Below are 19937 nucleotides of genomic sequence, written 5' to 3' on the forward strand. Positions count from 1 at the left end.
TTGGCTCACGAGGTAGAGGACGCCGGGGGGCGCCGCCGCCTGGTCGAGGCCCTGGCGATGGCCCAGGTCGAGCTCCTCGACACCGCCGAGCGGCTGCCCCCCGAGTCCCTCTCGGTCTTCGTCGACGATCCCGCCGACCCCTCCGGCCTGCTCACCATCGCCTGGGGCGCCGGCCCCCTGGGCTTCTCGAACGAGGCGTCCCTCACCGCGGCCCGGATCACCTCCCTCGAGGAGCTGCTCGGCTGCCTGCCTCGCGGGCACGGCACGTACCGCCTCACCGTCCCCTTCTGGGCGGCGCCGGCGGTGAGCAGCCTCTTCAAGTGTGAGCTCTCGGGGCCGGTGGCCCGCTACGCCCTGCTGCAGGGCGAGCCCGCGCCCCACCCGGCCGCCGGGCAGACCGAGCCGCTCGCCCCCGACGATCTCGACATCGTCGCCTTCGCCTTTCCCCGGGCCGTCCCCGAGGCGCCCCACCGCGCGCTCATCCTCAAGGACGAGCTGGTGGCCGTCGCCATCACCACTCACCTGGCCGGCGGCGTCGCCCGGATCGGGGTGCACGTGGGAGAGGAGCACCGGGGCCGGGGCTTCGGCGGCGGCGTCGCCCGGGCGCTGATCGCCGACCTGCGGGCCCGGGACCTGGCGGTCACCGCCGAGGTCGCCCTGGCGAGCGAGCCCGCGGTGCGGATGGCGGAGGGTCTGGGCCTCAGCATCATCGACGCCCGCCTCGCCTTCCACCTCGCCGGCCAGCACCCCGCCTGAAGGCCCCCCGGAGGGTGGATCCTTGACCGGTCGGGGGGCGCCCCCGTACCTTCGGGGGATGGAGAGGACGCTCCAGAGCCGGAGAAGGCCCGATCCACGGGATCCCCCCGTGGCGTGAGCCGCGCCCTCGCCCCGGACCCCACCGCCGCGCCTCGCGAGGCGCCGGGCGGTCCAGCTCCTCTCCCCTCCTTCGCAGGACGGATCCCACCATGAAAGACCAGCTCAACGTCCCCGTCTCGACCCCCGAGCAGCCCTTCCCCTACCCCATCACCCGCCCCTTCATCGAGCCCGACTGGCGGCGGATCCCCGGCTACAAGAACGTCAGCCGCGAGGAGTGGGAGCGCGCCCGCTGGCAGCGGCGCAACACCATCAAGACCCTCGACAAGCTCAAGGAGGCCCTCGGGCCCCTGCTCCCCGAGGGCCTCGGCGAGTCCATCCGGCGGGACCAGCAGGAGCGGGCGACGATGTCCATCCTCGTCCCGCCCCACATGCTCAACCACATGGACGTCACCAACCTCTGGGAGTGCCCGGTGCGCCGCTACATGCTGCCGGCCTACGACGACCGGCACCAGGAGTGGCCCAACCACCCCCGCGCCTCCCGGGACAGCCTCCACGAGCAGGACATGTGGGTGGTCGAGGGGCTGACCCACCGCTACCCGACCAAGGTGCTGGCCGAGCTGCTGCCCACCTGCCCCCAGTACTGCGGCCACTGCACGCGCATGGACCTGGTGGGCAACGACGTGCCGCAGGCCACGAAGCTGCGCTTCGAGATGAAGCGGGACACCCGCTACGAGGCGATGCTCGACTACCTGCGCGAGACCAACTCCATCCGCGACGTCGTGGTCTCCGGTGGTGACATCGCCAACCTGCCGATGGCGGTCCTCGAGCCCTTCCTGAACAAGCTGCTCGAGATCCCCCACATCCAGGACGTGCGCCTCGCCTCCAAGGCCGTCATGGCCCTGCCCCAGCACTTCCTCCAGCCCGAGGTGCTGCGCGGCCTCGAGCGCATCTCGCTGAAGGCCCGCCAGGAGGGCGTCAGCCTGGCGATGCACACCCACGTCAACCACGTCTCCCAGGTCACCCCCCTGATGGCCCGGGTCACCGAGAGCCTGCTCCACATGGGCTTCCGCGACGTGCGCAACCAGGGCGTGATGCTCCGGGGCACCAACGACGATCCGAAGCAGCTCCTCGACCTCTGCTTCCGGCTCCTCGATGACGCCAAGGTGATGCCCTACTACTTCTACATGTGCGACATGATCCCCAACGCCGAGCACTGGCGGATCTCGGTCGCCGAGGCCCAGCAGATCCAGCACGACATCATGGGCTACCTGCCGGGCTTCGCCACGCCGCGCCTCCTCTGCGACGTGCCCTACGTCGGCAAGCGCTGGGTGCACCAGAACGAGAGCTACGACCGGGTGCGGGGCATCTCCTACTGGACCAAGAACTACCGCACCGGCATCGAGCTCGACGACCCGAAGGCCCTCGACCGGCGCTACGAGTTCTTCGATCCGATCTACACCCTCCCCGAGGAGGGGCAGGCCTGGTGGCGCGAGGCGCTCGCCAAGGGCGGCGAGTAGCCTTGGCGGCCCGCAAGAAGCCGCCCCTCTCGACGAAGGCCGGCTTCAAGCAGATCGCCGGGGTGAAGCGGCCCGATCCCGATCGGGTCGCCGCCATCGACGCGCTCCTCCACGAGCACTACGGCTGGGCGGAGTGCGCCCTCCACCACGAGACCCCCTTCCAGCTCCTCATCGCGACCATCCTCTCGGCCCAGTGCACCGACGAGGTGGTCAACCGCGTCACCCCGGAGCTCTTCGCCGCCTACCCCGACGCCGAGGCCCTCGCCCAGGCCGACACCCCCGACGTCGAGCGGCTGGTCCACTCGACCGGCTTCTACCGGAACAAGGCGAAGAACATCATCGGCGCCGCCCGGATGATCCACGAGGAGCTCGGCGGCGAGCTGCCCCGCGAGCTCGACGCCTTCGTGAAGATCCCCGGCGCCGCCCGCAAGACGGCCAACGTCGTGCTCGGCACCGCCTTCGGCCTGGCCCAGGGCGTGGTCGTCGACACCCACGTCGCCCGCCTCACCCGGCACTGGGGCTTCCACGACCTGAAGGACGCCGTGAAGATCGAGCAGGTGCTCATGGAGCTCCTGCCCCGCGAGCGCTGGATCGCGTTCTCCCACGAGGTGATCTGGCACGGCCGCCGGGTCTGCGACGCCCGCAAGCCGAAGTGCGAGGGCTGCGACTTCCTCCCCCACTGCCCGGAGGGGAGGCGGCGGGTCCCCCAGGACTAGGGTTCGTCCATGCTCGGATCGTTCGCCAGGGAGATCACGGAGCTGCTGCCCTCGCGCCGGGAGGCGCTGATCCTGGCGGCCCTGACCTCCCCCTACCTCCTGGTGCTCTGGGGGGTGGGCTACCCGATCATGCAGGACCTCTCCGGGCACCTGGAGGTGGCGCACCTGCTGCGCGAGCTGCTCGGCGGCAACGCCTTCTACGCCGAGTACTACCGGATCCAGCCCTGGCCCTGGCCCAACTCGGCCGGCGTCCTCCTCCTCGCCGGGCTCGAGGGCCTCGTCGCGCCGATGACGGCGGCGAAGCTCCTCCTCTCCGGCTACCTCTTCTTCTGGACCTTCGCCCTGGCCGCCTTCGCCAAGAGCCTGAAGCTCTCGCCCCTCACGGCGCTGCTAGGGATCTGCGCGGCGCTCGACTACAACTGGACCGCCGGCTTCTTCAACTGGCTCCTGGCCAAGCCCTTCGTCCTGCTCGTCCTCGCCCTCGCGATCCGCTACGCCACCGAGCGGCGCCGGTCCCAGGGGATCTGGGTCGCCGCGCTGCTCTGCCTGACCTTCGTCTTCCACGGGATGGTCTGGGGCTACGCCCTCGGGATGGCGGCCCTGACCCTCGTCTTCTGGGGTGAGGGACGGCAGCGCTGGCGCTCCCTCTGGGTGCTCGCCCCCTCCTTCGGGATGATGCTGCCCTACCTCCTCTCCGAGCGGACCACCGAGCGGATGTCGAACCAGACCCTCTGGTTCGGCCCCGACCAGGGCTTCTCTCACCTCTGGGACTACCTGGGGCAGCTCGGCAGCTCGAACACCGACGAGCTCGCCTGGCTGATCCCGCTCCTCCTCCTGGCCCTCGCGCCCCTCGCCACCCTGCACGACGACTGGCGCCGGCGCCGGCGCACCTACCTCCTGCTGGTGATCGGCGGCCTGATGGTCACCTACCTCTTCGGCCCGATGAACGTCCCCGACGTCTCCATCATCAGCGTGCGTCACCTGGTCTACGTCTGGGCGATGGTGATCTGCCTGCCGGCCATCGAGTGGCGGCGCACCTTCACGGTGGCGGCCGTGGCCGCCCTCCTCCTCGCCGGGACCGTCCACGCCCTCGGGCTGCGCAGCAGCTACCTCGAGTTCGAGGCCCGGGACATGGAGGGCTTCCGGGAGCTGATCGCCCAGATCCCCGAGGAGCGCTTCCTGGCCGTGCAGTACGACTCGGCGACCTCCAGCTTCGGGCGCCACGCCGCCGCCTGGCACTGGCCCAAGCACTACACGATCGAGGGCGGGGGGCTGACCAACGACTCCTTCGCCTTCCGCCGCACGACCTTCGTGACCCTGAAGAGCGAGGAGGGGAAGGCGCGCCTCACCCACTCCTACCTCGGCGCGGACGCGGCCGAGTACTGGGACTACCTCCTCGTGCGCACCGCGGGCTCGCCCCGCAACCGCCGGATGATCGAGCCCCTGACCGACCCGGTGGGCCGGGCGGGCACCTGGCGGCTCTACCGCTACCAGCGCTAGGAGAGCCGGAAGGCGCTCAGGCGCAGGGTGCGCTTCTCCTCGGCCTCGGGGAAGTCGCTGCCGCTCCGGCCGCGCCAGAGGACCTCGAGCGGGCGCTTTGCGCTCGCCGCGAAGGCCTCCTCGAGCTCGTCCCAGCTGCGCGGGTCGTGGTGGAAGAAGACCAGGATCCACCCCCCGCGCTCCACGAGGGCGGCGCAGGGTCCGGCCAGCGCGAGGGGGGTCAGCGCGTCGCGCTGCGCCCCGTCCTCGGGGCCCGGTGGGGGATCGAGGATCACCCCGCCGAAGCGGCGCTCGCCTCGCGCCGCCCTCCGCAGGAAGCGGGGGACGTCCTCGCGGACGCGGTCCCGGGCGTCGCTGCGCTGCGCGTTGAGCGCGTGGTTGGCGGCGCAGCGCTCGAGGGCGCGCCGCTGCGAGTCCACGTGGGTCACCGAGGCCGCCCCCCCGGCCAGGGCCGCCACGCCCAGGCTGCCGGCGAAGGAGAAAAGGTTGAGCACCCGCCGGCCTTCCGAGCTCGACTGCAGCCAGCGCCGCGCCGGCCGGGCGTCGAGGTAGAGGCCCGGGTTGCCCGCGGCCCAGGGCTCGATCGCGTAGCGCAGCCCCGCCTCGCGAACGACGAGCGGCTCCCCGGGCATCGTCCCGTGCAGCACGCTCACCGGCCGGCCCCGCTCCCGCAGCACGATGAGCTCGAAGCGCCCGAGCCCCCTCAGCCACGCGCCGGCCGCCGCGAGCTCGGCCTCGCTCGCGCCCTTGCCGGTGAGGATCGCCGCGTCGCCGTAGCGATCGATCTCGAGGCCAGGCACGCCCTCGCTGTAGCCGTGGAAGAGCCGGTAGACCTCCAGCCCCTCGTCGTCGCGCAGCCCGGCGCGCGCCGCGTCGGCGCGGGCGAGGGCCTCCTCGAGCATGGCCGGAGACCCGCTCACTCGGTCGGCCGGCCGTCCTGGCTCCAGGCGCTCCAGTGGCCCTCGAGGAGCCGGACGTGGAGGTAGCCCGCGTCGACGAGGACGGTCTCGGCGGCGCTCGCCCGGCTGCCCCCGTGGCAGTAGACGACCAGCTCCTCCCCCGGGCTGGCGGGCACCTCGCCCAGCCGGCTCGCCAGCGTGTCGTGGGGGAGGTTCAAGGCGCCGGGCACGTGCCCGCCGGCGTACTCGGAGGGCGTGCGGACATCGAGGATGAAGGGCGCCAGGCCCGCCTCGATCCGCTGCTGCAGATCGGCCCCGCTGATCGGCCCCTCGGGGATGGTGACCGAAGCGTCCGGCGTGCCGCCGTCCCCTCCCTCCGGCGGCGGACCACAGCTCGCCAGGGCGAGCAGCAAGAGCGTCCCGACGATCCGACCCGAGGCCGACTCTCCCACGCGCGTCATGCGCCCCATCCTCCTTCGGGTGTCGTCGCGGAGCCAGGCCCCTGCAGCCGCTGGTCGGGGCCTGAACACCGGGGGCGTAACGCATCGTTACCGAAACAGATGCTCTCCTGCCGTGATTTCAGGCCCTTGGAGGCCCCCGCAGGACCCTGGCACGCTCACTGCTCTTCCCCGGGGCATGATCCGCCCTGCCCTCGTGCCGCCCCTCCTCGTCCTCCTTTTGGCCGCCGCCTGTGGAGGGGAGCTCGGCTCCGAGCTCGCCAGCCGCCGGGACGCCCTCGCCGTCTCGGGTCCCTGGAGCGCCCCCGCCAGCACCCGCGAGGTCGCCGCCCACCAGTACGTCGACGTGGTCGATCCGCCGGCGGTCTCTCCCGATGGCTACTGCAGCTCGAGCAACCCCTTCGCCTGCTCCTGCGTCCACCCCGCCTGCTCGCCGGCCCACCCGGGGACCGTCGAGCTCGATCGCTTCCTGCGAGCGCGCTTCCCCTACCTGAGCTCCGGGGGGCTCTTCTGCTGCCGGCAGAACAGCGCCACCACCAGCGTGCCCAGGCTCTCGGTCCACGCCATCGGCCGGGCCATCGACCTGATGGTCCCCATGTCGAGCGGGGACGCCGACAACGGCCTCGGGGATCCGGTGGTGAACTGGCTGGTGGAGAACGCCGAGTTCATCGGCGTGCAGCGCATCGTCTGGGACAAGGCCTACTGGAACGGCGAGCGCGGCTTCGGGTTGCTGGGCTCCTCCTCCTCGCCCCACACCAACCACATCCACCTCGAGCTCTCCCGCGCCGGCGCCGCGATGCAGACCCCCTTCTTCACCACCGGCGCCCACACCGGGGCCTGCGCCGCCCGCTGCGAGGGCGGCCTGCTCCTCGGCGCCGACTGCGGCGCGACCCGCTGCGCCGACTACGGCACCGAGTGTGTGGGCGGCGCCAGCCCTCGCTGCGGCGAGCCGCCGCCGCCGGAGCCGCCCGAGGCCGCCCACCACGCCGGGGCCGCGCTCCCCTCGGTCCGCCCGCAGGGCGCGCGAGGCCGCGTCACCCTCCTCCCCCCGACCCGCCTCTTCGACTCGCGGACCTCCAGCGCCAGCCGGGATCTCCTCCGCGCCGACGGCAGCCAGAGCGGCCCGCTGAAGCCGGGCGCCAACACCTGGGCGCCCTCCGCGTCGCTCTTGCCCGGTGGCGCCACCGCCGCCTGGCTGAACCTGGCCGCGGTGCCCGGTGAGAGCCCGGGTTTCCTGACCGGCGCTCCCGCCGGCGAGCGCCAGCCGGCCACCTCCAGCCTGAACTTCGCGCCCGGGCGGGTCCGCTCGAACGCCCTGCCCGTCGTCCTCGGCGCGGGCTCGGGCGTCAGCTTCCACACCGGCACCGAGGTCCACCTCGTGGGCGATCTCGGCGCGGTCTTCACCCCCGACGGCGACGGCCTCACCCTCACCGGCCCCACCCGCGTCCTCGACACCCGCGCCAGCGACGCCCCCCTCCTCGACGGAGAGGTCCGCGAGGTGGACGTCCGCGCTCCGGCGAACGCCACGGGCGTGTTCGCCTCCCTCGCCCTCATCGGGGGGGACGCGCCGGGCCACGTCGTCGCCTTCCCCTGCGGCGGCTCGCAGCCCTCCACCAGCAGCGTGAACTTCGCCGCCGGCTCCGTCTCGGCCCACACGGTCGTCTCCGGCCTCGGCGGCGGGAAGCTCTGCGTCCGCGCCCACAACTCGGCCCACCTCATCGTCGACGTGGCGGGCTTCCTCTCCCCCGGAGGTGAGCTGGCCTACCAGCCCCTCGCTCTGGTGCGCCTGCTCGACACCCGGGCGGCCGGCGCCCTCTACAGCGGCCGGCTGGGTGCCCGGCAGGTCATCGAGCTTCCCCTGCAGTCCCTCGCCGGGATGCCCGAGGGCGCCTGGGGAGCAGCCCTCAACCTCACCACCGTGGGCGCCGACGGCCCGGGTCACCTCACGACCTTCCCCTGCGGTGGCAGCGTCCCGAACACCTCCTCCCTCAACTTCGGTGCCGGCGACGCCACCGCCGCGCTCACGGTCTCCTCCCTCGGGCAGAGCGGCCGGCTCTGCGTCTTCGCCAGCTCCCGCACCCACCTGATCGCCGACCTCGTCGGGGTCTGGGTCCACGACGAGCGCGCCGCGCCGCCGCCCCCCTCACCGGAGCCCGATCCCGCGGACGGCGGCGACGCGCCCGAGGAGCCCGAGGCGCCCCTCCCGCCGGATCCGGAGGAGCCCGGCGACCCGGCGGTGCCCACCGCGCCGGGGATCCCCGATCCCTCGGGCGATCCCTCGGCCCCCGGCGAGCCCGGAGCGCCTCGCCAGGGCGAGGCGATCGGAGGCTGCAGCACGACCACCGGGAGCCCGAGCGGCGCCGCCCTGCTCCTCTTGCTCCTCCTCTTGCCCGAGGCGCACCGGCGAGCCCGGCGAGGCACGCCGGAGGCCTGATAGGCTCGGGAGAGCATGCGGCTCTCCCGGACCCTCTGGCTCGCGGTGGCGCTGGCCTCGATCGGCGTGGTCCGGCTCTTCAGCGACTTCCTCACCGACATCGATCCCACCTGGATCGACGCCTTCGAGGGCACCCCGCTGCGCTACCTGGCCCGCACCCCCGACGGCACCCTGGTCGGAGCCCTCAACAGCCAGTACTTCAAGGTCCTGGCGGTCCCCTGCGGCGTGGCCGGCATCTTCCTGGTCAACGCGGGCCTCACCGGCGGCCTGGCCGCGGCCGAGCAGCGCTGGGCCCGGCGCTCCTTCCGCCTGGCCGGCATCCTCGCCCTGGCCGTGATCTGCGCCGGCTGCGAGCTCGAGAAGGCGACCCACCTCTTCGGCCTGCCGACCGGCCTGGTGGAGGGCGAGCTGGCCTGGCTCAACCACGTGGTCCACAACGCCGGTGCGGTGCTGGCCTATCCGCTCTCCGGCTTCCTCCGCTACCGCGCTCCGGGGAGCGGCTAGCGCTCAGCGCTCGTCGAGCGCCGGAGCGAGCACCGGGGCCGCGGCGAGGTGCGCCCGGGCCGCCGCCGGCCGGGCCCCGTGGTGCGGGCCGGGCGAGAGATCGTAGGCCTGCATCCCGTGCTCACCGATGTCGAGGCCGAGCACCTCCTCTTCCTCGCTCACCCGCAGCCCCACCGTGGCGCGCAGCACCCAGAAGATCGCGAAGGCGACCCCGAAGGCGAAGGCCCCGACGGCCAGCACGCCGACGAGCTGAGAGAGCACCTGCGCGGGCGAGGCCAGGGTCCCGAAGAGCCCGACCGCCAGGGTGCCCCAGACGCCGTTGAGGAGGTGCACCGAGATCGCGCCGACCGGATCGTCGAGCCGCAGGCGATCGAGGCCGAGGACCCCGAAGACCACGAGGCCACCGCCGAGGGCGCCCACGATCACGGCGTCCGCCGGCGAGAAGGTGTCGGCGCCGGCGGTGACCGCGACCAGGCCCGCCAGCAGACCGTTGAGCACCATCGAGAGGTCGGGCTTCCGGGAGAGGCGCCAGGAGACGAGGGTCGCGGCGACGATCCCCGCCGCCGCGGCGAGGTTGGTGGTGACCAGCACGTGGCTGACGGCGCCGGCGTCGGCGGAGAGCACCGAGCCGCCGTTGAAGCCGAACCAGCCCAGCCAGAGGAGGAAGGCGCCGATGGTGGCCAGCGGCAGGGAGTGCCCCATCACCGGGTTGATCCGCCCCCCCGCGTACTTGCCCTTGCGGGGCCCCACCAGGAGGGCGCCGGCGAGGGCCGCGAAGCCGCCGACCGCGTGGACCAGGGTCGAGCCGGCGAAGTCGTGGAAGGGGGTCTCGAGCGTGGCCAGGAAGCCTCCGCCCCAGCCCCACATCCCGGTCACGGGGTAGCCGATCGAGAGGAAGATCACGGCGAAGACCAGGAAGCTCCCCAGCTTCACCCGCTCGGCCACCGCGCCGGAGACGATGGTCACCGCGGTGGCGGCGAACATCCCCTGGAAGAGGAAGTCGGTCCAGTAGGTGAAGTTGCCGTTGTAGGCCGGCTCGAGCCCCCCCTCGGGCACCACCAGCCCGAAGCCGCCGAAGCCGGCGATCCCGCCCGCGAAGGACTCCCCCGGGTACATCAGCCCGAACCCGACCGCGGCGTAGGTGAGCAGGCCGAGGGCCGGGATCAGGGTGTTCTTGAAGAGCACGTTGACGGTGTTCTTCGAGCGGGTGAGGCCAGCCTCGAGGGTGGCGAAGCCGAGGTGCATCACGAAGACCAGGGCCGTGGCGATCATCATCCAGAGGTTGGCGACGGTGAAGGAGACCTGTTCCATGGCGCCGGGGAAGAGCCAGATCCGTGCCAGCCTCGGAGGGGCTCTTCAGCCGCGTGCTGCCCCCCTCGTGGGCAAACGCGGCGCGAGCACTGCCCGGATCCTGGGCAGTGCCCGCTGCATGGGCAGCCGGCCCGAAGATCTCGTCGACCGGGCGCGCGCTACCAGCGGTAGCGCCACTGGCAGTTGGAGTCGCCGCGCAGCACGCAGGTGTGGTGGACGGCCTCCTTGATCGTGCAGCCGGAGAGCTCCAGCGGCGCCTGGTACCAGCCGCGCAGGCGGTGGTTGCACCACTCCGGGTGCTTGTAGGCGAAGCCCTCCAGGCGCAGGGTGACCGAGTCCTTCTGGCTCTCCACGATCACCAGGCGCCCCTGGGTGATCATCTTCTCGTAGACCGCGGCCGCCTTGCTGATGATGTAGCCCGGCTTCCCCAGCCGGAAGAAGATCGCGTAGACGCGGGAGAAGGACTGCTTCGCCGAGGCGAGGCTGATCTTGTAGTTGATCTCGGGATCGTCCGGGCCCAGCACCCACTTGATGGCGTCGAGGAACTCCCCGACGTGCTCCACCGGGCACAGGGTCATGAAGAGCGCCGTCCTCGCCGTCTGCGCGGCCTCGGGGCTCATCGCGGCGAAGATCGCCTCCACGGCTGCTGGACCGTGCTTCGCCTTCAGGTAATCCAGGGTATGGACGAAGCCGCTCCCCTTCACCTGGATTCCAGATGTGATCACGGTGATCTCCTTCGCTCGAAGAGGTCGGGCAATGCTAGCCTGAGGGGCACGATGAGGACCATGCGGCGCGCTGCTCTGGGGATCGGGCTCCTCCTCCTCTCGGCCACCGCCTGTCAGGGCATGGTCCGGCGGGCCCTGGTGCCCGACCAGCCCTTCGCCCAGACCGAGGCGCCGGCCGCCCCGGACTACGCCGACGAGGCGAGCTGGGCGGCCCTGCCGGATCGGGAGGACGACGCCGACGTGGCGCCGGAGGGCGAGAGCGACGGGCAGGCCACGGCCGCCGTGGATGTCTTCTTCGTCCACCCGACGACCTACTACGACGACGCCTTCTGGAATCAGCCCCTCGACGACGAGAAGACGAACACCCGCACCGACGAGGGCGTGATGCGCCGGCAGGCCAGCGCCTTCAACTCGGTGGGGCGCATCTACGCGCCCCGCTACCGGCAGGCCACCCTCGGCGCCTACCTGGCCGAGGACTTCGAGGACACCCGCCAGGCCCTCGACCTCGCCTACGGCGACGTGCGCCGGGCCTTCGAGCACTACCTGGCCACCTGGGCGCAGGACCGCCCGCTGATCCTCGCCAGCCACAGCCAGGGCTCGGGGCACATGGTGCGCCTGGTCCACGAGTTCCTCTCCGGGGACGCCCCCGCGAACGTCGCGCTGCGCGCGCGCCTCGTCGCGGTCTACGCGATCGGTGGCGCCATCCCCCTCGACGAGGTGGAGCGCACCTTCCCCGAGATCCCGGTCTGCGCGACCCCGGAGCAGACCGGCTGCCTCCTCACCTACAACTCCCTGAAGGCCGGCGAGGCCCCCGGCGAGGAGTTCGAGCGGCGCATGTGGTACCCCGAGGGCTGGCTGCCCATCGAGGACCGCCCGCTGATCTGCGTGAACCCCGTGACCTGGCGGGACGACGACGAGGCGAGCGCCCAGGCCGAGCACCTCGGCGCCGTGCGCTTCGTGAAGGACGAGCTCTCCCCCGAGCCCGATCCGGCCTGGCTCACCGCCGCCTGCCGCGCCGACGGCTACCTCGACGTGGACCTCCTCGAGTCGCGCCGCTACGGCCCCGGGACCGGCGGCAGCAGCTACCACATCATCGACTACGCCCTCTTCTACCTGGACCTCCGCCGCAACGCGGAGGCCCGGGTCGCCGCCTTCCTGCCCTGATCAGGGGCAGCGATCGGGCCGGCAGTCGACCTCCACCCGCCCCGAGAAGCGCATCTCTCCCATCACCACGTTGCGGGTGGTGTCGGTGGTCCCGGTGGCGGGATCGAAGTGGGAGAGCAGGATCGCGGCCGCCGACTCGATGTCCACGTCGCTCCCCGCACCCTCCGCCGGCCCCGAGTAGCGGAGCCGCGTGGGCGTGGTCACCCGGTAGATCGGATCGTCGGTCAGGTTCAGCGGCGTCCCCTCGTCGATGCCGACGAAGAGGTTGTAGGGCGCACCTCCGACCGTGACCTCGCCCACCGTCCCCGGCGGCACGAAGAAGCCGACCCAGGTGGCCTCGTCGGGCGCGGTGCCGCAGGCGCAGAAGGCCTGGACCCCCAGCGAGTCGGCCGGCGCGCCGGTGCTGGACTGGCTGGCGGGGTAGGTCTCGAGCTCGACCTGCTCCGTGAGGCAGACCCAGCGCCGCCCGGAGAGGACCAGGGTGACCGTATTGCCGATGCGCGCCGCGTCGGCGGGGTCGATGGTCAGCTCCTCGATCTCCTGGTCGGGGAAGACGGTCTCGGCGCCGACGGCCACGTCGAGGGTGCCCGCGCTGAGCACCCGCTCGTCACCGCAGTCGCTGGTGAGGCGAAGCTCGTCGAAGGTCAGGCGCATCCGCCCTCCCACGGCGCCGACCTCCTGGACGGTGAGCTCACCGTCGTGGGCCGTCCAGCTGCGCGTCTCCGACTCCCGGAAGCGCACCCAGGGTCCGCGGCTGGAGGGGAAGAGGGCGTAGGAGAGGCGGTAGGTCCCGGGCGTCGTCCCCGCGGGCAGGTTCACCTGCAGCTTGGGGCCCAGGATCCGGTCGGGGACGGTCGCCGGCGAGCCCGCCTCCAGGAAGAGCTCGGTGTTCGGACCCAGCAGGTCCCGGGTCTGGTCGTGGACCGCGTAGGCCAGCTCCTCGAGGATCTCCACCGACTGCCCGTCGAGGGTGAAGCGCACGACGTTGGCGGCGGGGCCGTCACCGGGGCCATCGTCGGGGTGACCGAGGAGCCCACAGCCGGCCAGGCCGAGGGCGAAGACCCCCATCCATGCACGCTTCATCGCTTCAGACCTCCCAGATCAGACCCAGGCGCAGGGCCACCCCCTGGAGGGCCTGGAAAGGCGCCACCAGCGGGCGCTCCTCGTTCATGCCGCTGATCTGCGAGCGCACCTCCAGGTCGTGGAAGACCCGGAAGAGGCGCAGGTCGATCAGGACCCCCAGGTGCCTGGTGAAGAGGAGCTCCACGCCGCCGCCCACCTCGAGGATGGGCGCGAGCGCGCTGTCGTCCTCCCGCACGTTCATCAGGCCGGCGATGGGGAGCGTGTCCCGGGGCTCGACCGGGACGAAGTGCTCGTCGCCCAGCAGCAGATCGAAGTAGCCCAGCCCCAGCCCCAGCCCCACGTGGGGCAGGACCAGGCCGTAGGCCCTGCGCCAGGCCACCAGCAGGATCCCCCGGTAGCTGTTGAGGGCCAGCTCGCTCTCCAGGCGGTTGTAGGCGGCCTGCCCGCTGTCGAGATCGCCCAGGAAGGAGAGCTTCGAAGAGGTCGAGGTCAGGGAGTCGAGCTCCAGGGCCACGCCCACCAGCACCACCTCGGCCAGGGCGTGCTCGTAGGAGAGGCGCGCCGCGAAGGAGGGCGCCTGGATCATCGGCTCGACGCCGAGGGGCACGTAGAGCCCCGGACCGAGCGAGAGGGCGACGCGGCCCGGCTTGCGCCGCTGGGCCGCGCGCAGGGCCTCGAGGCTCCCGACCGCCAGGGGCTTGCCGAGCCCCTCACCCCGGGCCTCGGCCAGGAGGTTGAAGACCGCCGACTCCACCGCGGCCACCAGCCGGGCGTGGTCGCCCGAGAGCTGCTGCCGATCCCGGGCCCGCGCCCGGCCGCTGGCGCGATCGAGGAGGGAGAGGGAGAGCAGGTGCTGGGAGCCGACCCTCCCCACCGAGCCCACCAGGAGGTGATCGGCCTCGGCGGCGCCGAGCAGGTCGAGATCGCAGTCCTCGCCGCAGCCCAGGAGCTGCTCGAGGGCGGCCCGATCCATCATCGCGGCCAGATCGTCCGGGGAGACCACCGTGATCTCGGGCAGCTTCTCCAGCTCGATCATCAGCACGTCGGTGAGCACCCGGGCGAGCTCGGGCTCGACCCCCTTCGCCGCGAGGCCGGAGAGGGCGATGCGCATGGCCCCCTTCGCCGGGGTCAGCGCGACCGCCTCGGCCGGCGCCGCGAGCAGCGGCCGCAGCAGGACCTCGGCCATCTCTCCGAGGAGGGCCGCGCGCTCCCCGGCGTCCTCGGGCAGGAAGCGCTGGGCCCGGGCGATCGCCTCGTGCGACTCGCGATCGAGGAGGCTCAGGGTGAGCGAGGGCCGTCCGTCCAGGCGCCCCAGGCGGCCGTGGATCAGGCCGTCGATCTCGAGGGCCGTGAGGAGCTGCCCGGCGCACTCCCCGGTGTCACAGCCCAGGAGCTGATCGAGGGCGGCCCGCTCGGCCAGGGCCGTCAGCTCGGAGGGCGCGAGCACCTCGAGCCGGCCGGCGGCCCGCCCCCGCAGAGCCTCGACCAGGCCGTCGGTGAGCGTGGCCCTCAGCCCGGCCTCCTCGTCCGCGCCCGCCACCGGCCGCAGGCCGATCCGCGCCACGTCCGCGCTCGCCAGCCCGGGCAGGAGGAGCGCCACGGACAGGAGCGCCCTTCGGACCCATCCCCAACGATCCCCGGAGCGCCTCATGCGCCGCAAGCTAGCAGAGCGGCCGGGGAAGCCCAACGCGCCGGGTTCAGAGTCAGAGGCGGAAGAGGAGGAAGAGCCCTCCCCCGAAGAAGCCGAGGACGAAGAGCGACTCGCCGCTCCCGCTCACCCCTTCTCGCCTCGCGTCAGGGCACCGCGCAGGTGGTGTCGAAGACCCGGGGGACGAAGCCCGCCGGGAGCACCGGCCGGGTGGAGACCGAGAAGCGCTCGGGAGAGAAGAAGTCGTCGGTCCGGTAGGTCACGTCGACGAAGGCCACCGTGCCCGCGTCGGTGGGGAAGGCCGCCAGCTTGGCGAAGGCGCCGCCGCCCTGATCGTCGAGCCCCACCCGCAGGAAGGTCAGGCCGCCGTCGCCGCTCCACCAGACCTCGGCGGCCTCGGCCTGGAGCCCCGCGCAGGTGGTGTCGACCCGGGCGTCGACCTGGGTGACGGCACCGAGGGGGGTGAGGGTGAAGGTGGGCGTCTCGGGCAAGCAGGCGTAGGCCGCGTCGGTGCCGAAGTGGTGATGGAACCAGGCGCGCTGGGCGCCCCGCGCCCGCAGATCGGCCCGGGCCTGGATCTCGGAAGGAGCGTCGATGCCGGGGACGCCGAGCGCGACCAGGCAGCCGTGGTCACCGTTGCCGATCAGCGTGCTGCGGCGGGAGGCATGATCGAAGGCATCGTAGGTGGCGAAGTGAGCTGGCAGCGGGAAGAACTCGTCGCTGGAGCCGTTCACCATCCAGATCGCCGCGGTGGTCCCGGAGAGGAGGGCCTCGGCGTCGAGGGCCTCGACCAGGGCCAGCCACTCGGGCGAGCTGGTGTCGAGGCCGCCGCTCTCCAGCAGGTCGTGCTGCCAGGCGTTCGGGGACGCGACCGCCAGCTCCCAGCGCAGGGAGGCCGAGAGGGGCACCCCGGCCACGATGCGGTCGTCCACCCCCGAGGCGATGAGGGTCGCCACGCCGCCGGCCGAGTAGCCGGTGAAGCCCAGCCGGGTGGTGTCCACCTCGGGGCGCGTCGCCAGGCAGGTCAGCCCGCGCAGTCCGGCGACGGTGTGGGACCAGATCCAGCTGCCCCGGGGATCGGGGATCGTGTCGAAGAGCCGGCGGCCGCGCCGGGCGCTCGGCCCGAGGCCCTCGGAGGTGTTCTCGGGCACGGTGCCGCCGCCGGGCCCGGTGAAGGCCAGCACGAAGGTGCCCAGCAGGGCGGCCGGCCCGGTGGCGTTGTCCACCTCCGCGTACCCACCCAGGCCGTGGGCCTGCACCACGCCCGGGATCGCACCCGTGGCCGCCTGCGGGCGGGCGGCAAAGCCCCGGATGGTGATCGGCTGGAGCACGCCGTCGATGGACTCCCAGCTGGTGTAGGAGACGTCCCAGACCACGAGGGCCACCAGGTCCTTCACCGCCCGGCGCTCGTTCTCGAAGGTGCAGCCCGCGGTGCTCGCGTCCCGGATGGCGTCGAGGTCGAAGAAGGGCTCGGCGCCGCCGTCCGCGCCGCCGCCATCTGCTCCACCGCCGTCGAAGCCACCGTCAGCGCCCCCATCGCTGCCGGCGTCCATCCCGCCTCCGTCCAGGCCCGCGTCGAGGCTGGCGTCCGGCGTACCCCCATCCGGCCCCTCCGCCACGCCGTTGCCACAGGCGACGAGGAAGAGGCAGAAGAACCCGATCGCATGACGGATCATGAGCTGGACGCTAGCACCCGAGATCGAGGGGGGGGAGAGGCGCGAGCCTCTTTGCTCTCGCCCACCCGGGACCGCTAGACTTCGAGGGTTCGGCGGTCGATCCGTCGAAGGAGGGATTCATGCCGAGGGTGTCTCACACGCTATTGCTCTCGCTCGTCCTCTGCGGGCTCGGCCTGCCCCGCGCGGCCGACGCCGAGGAGAAGGAGGAGCGCATCGCCATCGCCGTGACACCGATGGTGACGCGCGGCCCGATCGAACACACGGAGGTCGAGGGCCTCGAGCTGGTCCTGGCCGCCGCGCTCCAGAACGAGCCCCGGGTCAGGGCCATCATGCCCTCCGAGATCCAGACCCTCCTGGGCCTCGAGGCCCAGAAGCAGCTCATGGGCTGCGAGTCCGACTCCTCCTGTCTGGCCGAGATCGGCGGCGCGCTGGGCGCCCCCTACGTCCTCTCGTCGCAGGTCTCCCGGGTGGGCAGCACCTGGCTCCTGCAGCTCTCCATACTGGACGCCGCCGCCAGCGAGACCGTCCACCGGGCGACCCGCGAGACCGACGGCATCGACCCGCTGGTCAAGGCGATCAAGTCGGCCGTGGCCGAAATCCTGCCGAAGCTCCCCGAGCTGCAGAACGCCGCCGGTCCGCGGGCGGGCTCGGCGGCGACCACCCCCTCCCACGTGGTCGCGGCCCCGAACAAGGGCTCGAGGACTCTCTTCTGGATCGGCCTGGGCACGGGCGTGGCGATGGTCGCCGCGGGCGGCGGCATCTGGGCGGTCAACGAGAGCACCATCGCCCGCCACAACGACGCCTCCCTCGCCCTGCAGTCGGGGACCGTGACCCAGCCCTCGGACTACCTGCTGGACTCGGAGGAGGCCCGCAGCGTGAAGGCCGGCCGCAACGTCGGTGTCCTCCTCACCGGGCTCGGGGCCGCCCTGATCGCCGCGGACGTCACCCTGGGCGCCCTGGGCGGCGGCAAGACGACCCAGGCCGCGATCGTGCCCCTCGAGGGCGGAGCCTATGCCACCCTGCGCTGGAGGCTGCCATGAGCGCTCACCGCGAGACCCCCTTCGCCCCGCTCCTGGGCGCGCTCGCCCTCGGGGCCATCGCCCTGATGGCCACCAGCTGCTGGGTCGACGACCACTACCGCTGCGACCCCACCGACGCCGGCGAGTACGCTCCCTGTGAGGCCTTCCAGGTCTGCACCCCCCGGGGCATCTGCGCCTACGTCTGCGGACCCGAGCACCCGGAGGGCGCCGGCGACTGCGGCGCCAGTGTGGGCAGCAACGAGGTCTGCGGGCCCGAGGGCTACTGCATCCTCGCCACGGGTGACGGGGGCAGTGACGACGGCGGCGCCCCCGACGGCGGTGCCCCCGACGGCGGTGCCCCCGACGGCGGTGCCCCCGACGGCGGTGCCCCCGACGGCGGTGATACCGATGGAGGAGAAACCGACGGCGGCGGCTCCGATGGCGGCCCCCCGGAGACCTGCGGCGACGGCATCCAGAATCAGGACGAGACCGGCGTCGACTGCGGCGGGGTCTGCCCACCCTGCGGCACGGAGACCTGCGACGACGGCGTCCGGAACCAGGACGAGACCGACGTCGACTGCGGTGGCGTCTGCCTGCCCTGCGCCGGCTCGCCCTGCGACCTGAGCACCGGGTGCAGCGAGGGTTCCTTCTGCCTCTGCGACGGAGACGACTGCGCCCGGCCGGTCTGCCGGAGCATCCGGCGGGTCCCCTTCGGGGGCTCGGTCCTGCGGGCCACCCTGAGCGTGGATCCGGACACCTCCGCCACGATCAGCGGCCACTGGGCGGCGGACATCGTCTACGAGTACGACCAGAACAACCGCAGGGTCGACGCCTGGCTCGCCGAGGAGCAGTGGTCCACGCCCTACCTCCTCGCCGATGCGACCGAGCTCCACGCCGACGGTGCCTTCCCCACCCTCACCCGGGACGGCGGCGACAACCTGCAGGTGGGCTACCTCGTCGGGGGCACCAGCGACCCCTTCCTCGCCCTCCAGACCTTCGACAACATCTGGATCCCGACGCGCTTCTGCCCCTCCACGCCCATCGGAGAGGTCGCCCGGGGCCCCCGGATCGCCCACGACCCGGTCGGCGGAAACACCCTGGCCTCCTTCGCCGGGAACCCGAACAACACGGTCTACGCCGGCTTCTGCGACGCCGCCGAGACCTGGTCGCCGATCTACACCGGTCTCGTGAACACGCCGGGCACGCCGCCCCGCACCTACCTCACCGTGAACCCGACCACCGGCGCCCACCACCTGACCCACCTCATGGACCTCGGGGGGGCAGGCGGGCTCTACTACCACACCGACGCCGACCCCGCGCCGGCCTCCCAGTCGGGCAACATCCCCGCGATGGACATCCCCGCGGACCTCCCCCTCGCGCCGCACACCCCGGTGGCCGTCGACGGCAACGGGGAGGTCTTCGTCGCCTACCGGATCGACAACGGGACGATTCCGAACCAGATCGACCTGAAGATCGCCCACGCTCACCCCGCCGACACGAGCTGGAGCGACACCCGGATCTTCGGCTCCGTCGATCCGGTCCTCGGTGGAACCGAGCCCGGCCTCGGAGTGGACATCGAGGTCTCGGCCAACGGCTCCCTCCACCTCGCCTACCGCGACACCGCCTGGAACGGGGTGGTCTACGCCCGGCAGCTGCAGCCCGACACCACCAACTTCCAGTACTACGTCCTCGGGGTCTTCGAGATCCCGCCGGATCCGACCATCGAGCTCGAGCTGGATCCCGACGGCTACCCCCACATCATCTTCGTGGGGAACGCCACCGACAGCTACCCGGCCGAGTACTTCTACATCGGCCCCTAGGGCGCTCGCGCCACCACGGTGTTGAAGTCCGGGTAGAGATCGAGGGTCTCGCCCCCGGTGAAGCCGGCGGCCTCCAGCTCGGCCAGGAGGGTCCCGGCCGTCGCGCGGATCTCCCGAGGGGGGCCGCGCTCGATCACGGCATCGGGGGACCAGTCGCAGATCACGATCCGGGCGCCGGGCGCGCAGACCGCCTTCACCGAGGCCAGGAAGCGCGGCCGGTCGTCGATCTCGTGGTGGAGGTTCATCATCAGGACCAGCGCGAAGGGCGCCTCGACCTCGGGGAAGGCGGCCGGGTCCTCCGAGGGGACCTCCAGCAGCTCGAGCCGCCCGGCCAGCCCCCGCTCCATGGCCCGCCCGTAGAGCACGCCCAGCATCCGGGGCTCGACGTCCAGGGCGGCCAGCCGGGCCTCACCGAAGCGCTCGAGGAGCGGCAGGGCGAAGGTGCCGGTGCCGGCGCCGACGTCGAGGATCCGGGCAGGGGTGCCACCGGCGGCGAGGTGCTCGATCAGCACCGCGGGGTTCTGGAACTCCATCCGCTCCGGGCCGTCGAGCTTCGCGACCTGGGAGAACCTGAAGCGGTGCTCACCGTGAGCGTGGTCGTGCTTGTGATCGTGCATGGAAGGGGAGGCTAGACCTCGCCGGGCCCA

At 72.6% G+C, this 19937-nt stretch carries 17 protein-coding genes; 9 read left to right on the forward strand and 8 right to left on the reverse strand.

The features are described 5' to 3' along the window. The 4 genes from P1V51_00475 (at position 1) to P1V51_00490 (ending at position 4549) form a co-directional block, all read left to right on the forward strand. Positions 1 to 756 (forward strand): GNAT family N-acetyltransferase, encoded by a 756-nt coding sequence (locus P1V51_00475; GenBank protein MDF1561481.1) that lies wholly within the window; start codon positions 1 to 3, stop codon positions 754 to 756. Positions 757 to 965: 209 nt separating this feature from the next. Further along, positions 966 to 2333, forward strand: coding sequence for a lysine 2,3-aminomutase (locus P1V51_00480; GenBank protein MDF1561482.1), 1368 nt, complete (start codon positions 966 to 968; stop codon positions 2331 to 2333). Positions 2334 to 2335: 2 nt separating this feature from the next. Further along, on the forward strand, positions 2336 to 3049 hold the full coding sequence (gene nth, locus P1V51_00485) for an endonuclease III (protein MDF1561483.1): 714 nt from the start codon (positions 2336 to 2338) through the stop codon (positions 3047 to 3049). Positions 3050 to 3058: 9 nt separating this feature from the next. Further along, entirely contained in the window at positions 3059 to 4549 is a 1491-nt protein-coding gene (locus P1V51_00490) for a hypothetical protein (protein MDF1561484.1), read from the forward strand. On the opposite strand, the gene P1V51_00495 is transcribed toward P1V51_00490, so the two are convergent. Together P1V51_00495 and P1V51_00500 are read right to left on the reverse strand one after the other, a co-directional pair. Next, a complete protein-coding gene (locus tag P1V51_00495; protein ID MDF1561485.1) occupies positions 4546 to 5469 on the reverse strand; it encodes a class I SAM-dependent methyltransferase in 924 nt (307 codons plus the stop codon). The genes P1V51_00490 and P1V51_00495 overlap by 4 nt on opposite strands. After that, a complete protein-coding gene (locus P1V51_00500) occupies positions 5466 to 5909 on the reverse strand; it encodes a rhodanese-like domain-containing protein (GenBank protein ID MDF1561486.1) in 444 nt (147 codons plus the stop codon). Before P1V51_00500 ends, P1V51_00495 begins: the two co-directional genes overlap by 4 nt. Before the next feature lie 175 nt (positions 5910 to 6084). Here P1V51_00500 and P1V51_00505 point away from each other — a divergent pair, with 175 nt between their 5' ends. After that, positions 6085 to 8340: a hypothetical protein gene (locus P1V51_00505; GenBank protein ID MDF1561487.1), complete on the forward strand. Its 2256-nt coding sequence runs from the start codon at positions 6085 to 6087 to the stop codon at positions 8338 to 8340. 15 nt (positions 8341 to 8355) lie between these two features. Continuing rightward, positions 8356 to 8844, forward strand: a complete 489-nt coding sequence (locus P1V51_00510) for a hypothetical protein (GenBank protein ID MDF1561488.1) — start codon at positions 8356 to 8358, stop codon at positions 8842 to 8844. Between the two features lie 3 nt (positions 8845 to 8847). Here the strand turns inward: P1V51_00510 and amt are convergent, their stop codons facing one another. Both amt and P1V51_00520 read right to left on the reverse strand, forming a co-directional pair. Beyond that, positions 8848 to 10155 carry an ammonium transporter gene (gene amt, locus P1V51_00515; protein ID MDF1561489.1) on the reverse strand — a complete coding sequence of 436 codons (1308 nt, stop codon included), beginning with the start codon at positions 10153 to 10155 and terminating at the stop codon, positions 8848 to 8850. Between the two features lie 158 nt (positions 10156 to 10313). Next, on the reverse strand, positions 10314 to 10880 hold the full coding sequence (locus P1V51_00520) for a hypothetical protein (GenBank protein ID MDF1561490.1): 567 nt from the start codon (positions 10878 to 10880) through the stop codon (positions 10314 to 10316). 60 nt (positions 10881 to 10940) lie between these two features. On the opposite strand from P1V51_00520, the gene P1V51_00525 reads away from it, so the two are divergent. After that, on the forward strand, positions 10941 to 12044 hold the full coding sequence (locus tag P1V51_00525) for a DUF3089 domain-containing protein (GenBank protein ID MDF1561491.1): 1104 nt from the start codon (positions 10941 to 10943) through the stop codon (positions 12042 to 12044). Here the strand turns inward: P1V51_00525 and P1V51_00530 are convergent, their stop codons facing one another. From P1V51_00530 to P1V51_00540, 3 genes are all read right to left on the reverse strand, one after another. Next, positions 12045 to 13127, reverse strand: coding sequence for a hypothetical protein (locus P1V51_00530; GenBank protein ID MDF1561492.1), 1083 nt, complete (start codon positions 13125 to 13127; stop codon positions 12045 to 12047). It abuts the gene before it with no gap. Positions 13128 to 13131: 4 nt separating this feature from the next. Further along, positions 13132 to 14727, reverse strand: a complete 1596-nt coding sequence (locus P1V51_00535; protein MDF1561493.1) for a hypothetical protein — start codon at positions 14725 to 14727, stop codon at positions 13132 to 13134. 194 nt (positions 14728 to 14921) lie between these two features. After that, the gene (locus tag P1V51_00540; protein MDF1561494.1) at positions 14922 to 16451 is read right to left on the reverse strand and encodes a hypothetical protein; all 1530 of its coding nucleotides are present in this window, start codon (positions 16449 to 16451) and stop codon (positions 14922 to 14924) included. 119 nt (positions 16452 to 16570) lie between these two features. On the opposite strand from P1V51_00540, the gene P1V51_00545 reads away from it, so the two are divergent. After that, positions 16571 to 17491 (forward strand): hypothetical protein, encoded by a 921-nt coding sequence (locus P1V51_00545; GenBank protein ID MDF1561495.1) that lies wholly within the window; start codon positions 16571 to 16573, stop codon positions 17489 to 17491. Then, a complete protein-coding gene (locus tag P1V51_00550; protein ID MDF1561496.1) occupies positions 17488 to 19290 on the forward strand; it encodes a hypothetical protein in 1803 nt (600 codons plus the stop codon). The genes P1V51_00545 and P1V51_00550 overlap by 4 nt, the downstream gene beginning before the upstream one ends. Here the strand turns inward: P1V51_00550 and P1V51_00555 are convergent. Beyond that, positions 19287 to 19907, reverse strand: a complete 621-nt coding sequence (locus tag P1V51_00555; protein MDF1561497.1) for a methyltransferase domain-containing protein — start codon at positions 19905 to 19907, stop codon at positions 19287 to 19289. The two genes, P1V51_00550 and P1V51_00555, sit on opposite strands and share 4 nt — an antisense overlap. Between the last annotated feature and the right edge of the window lie 30 nt (positions 19908 to 19937).

This window comes from Deltaproteobacteria bacterium, from assembly GCA_029210625.1.
Lineage (GTDB): Bacteria > Myxococcota > Myxococcia > SLRQ01 > SLRQ01 > JARGFU01.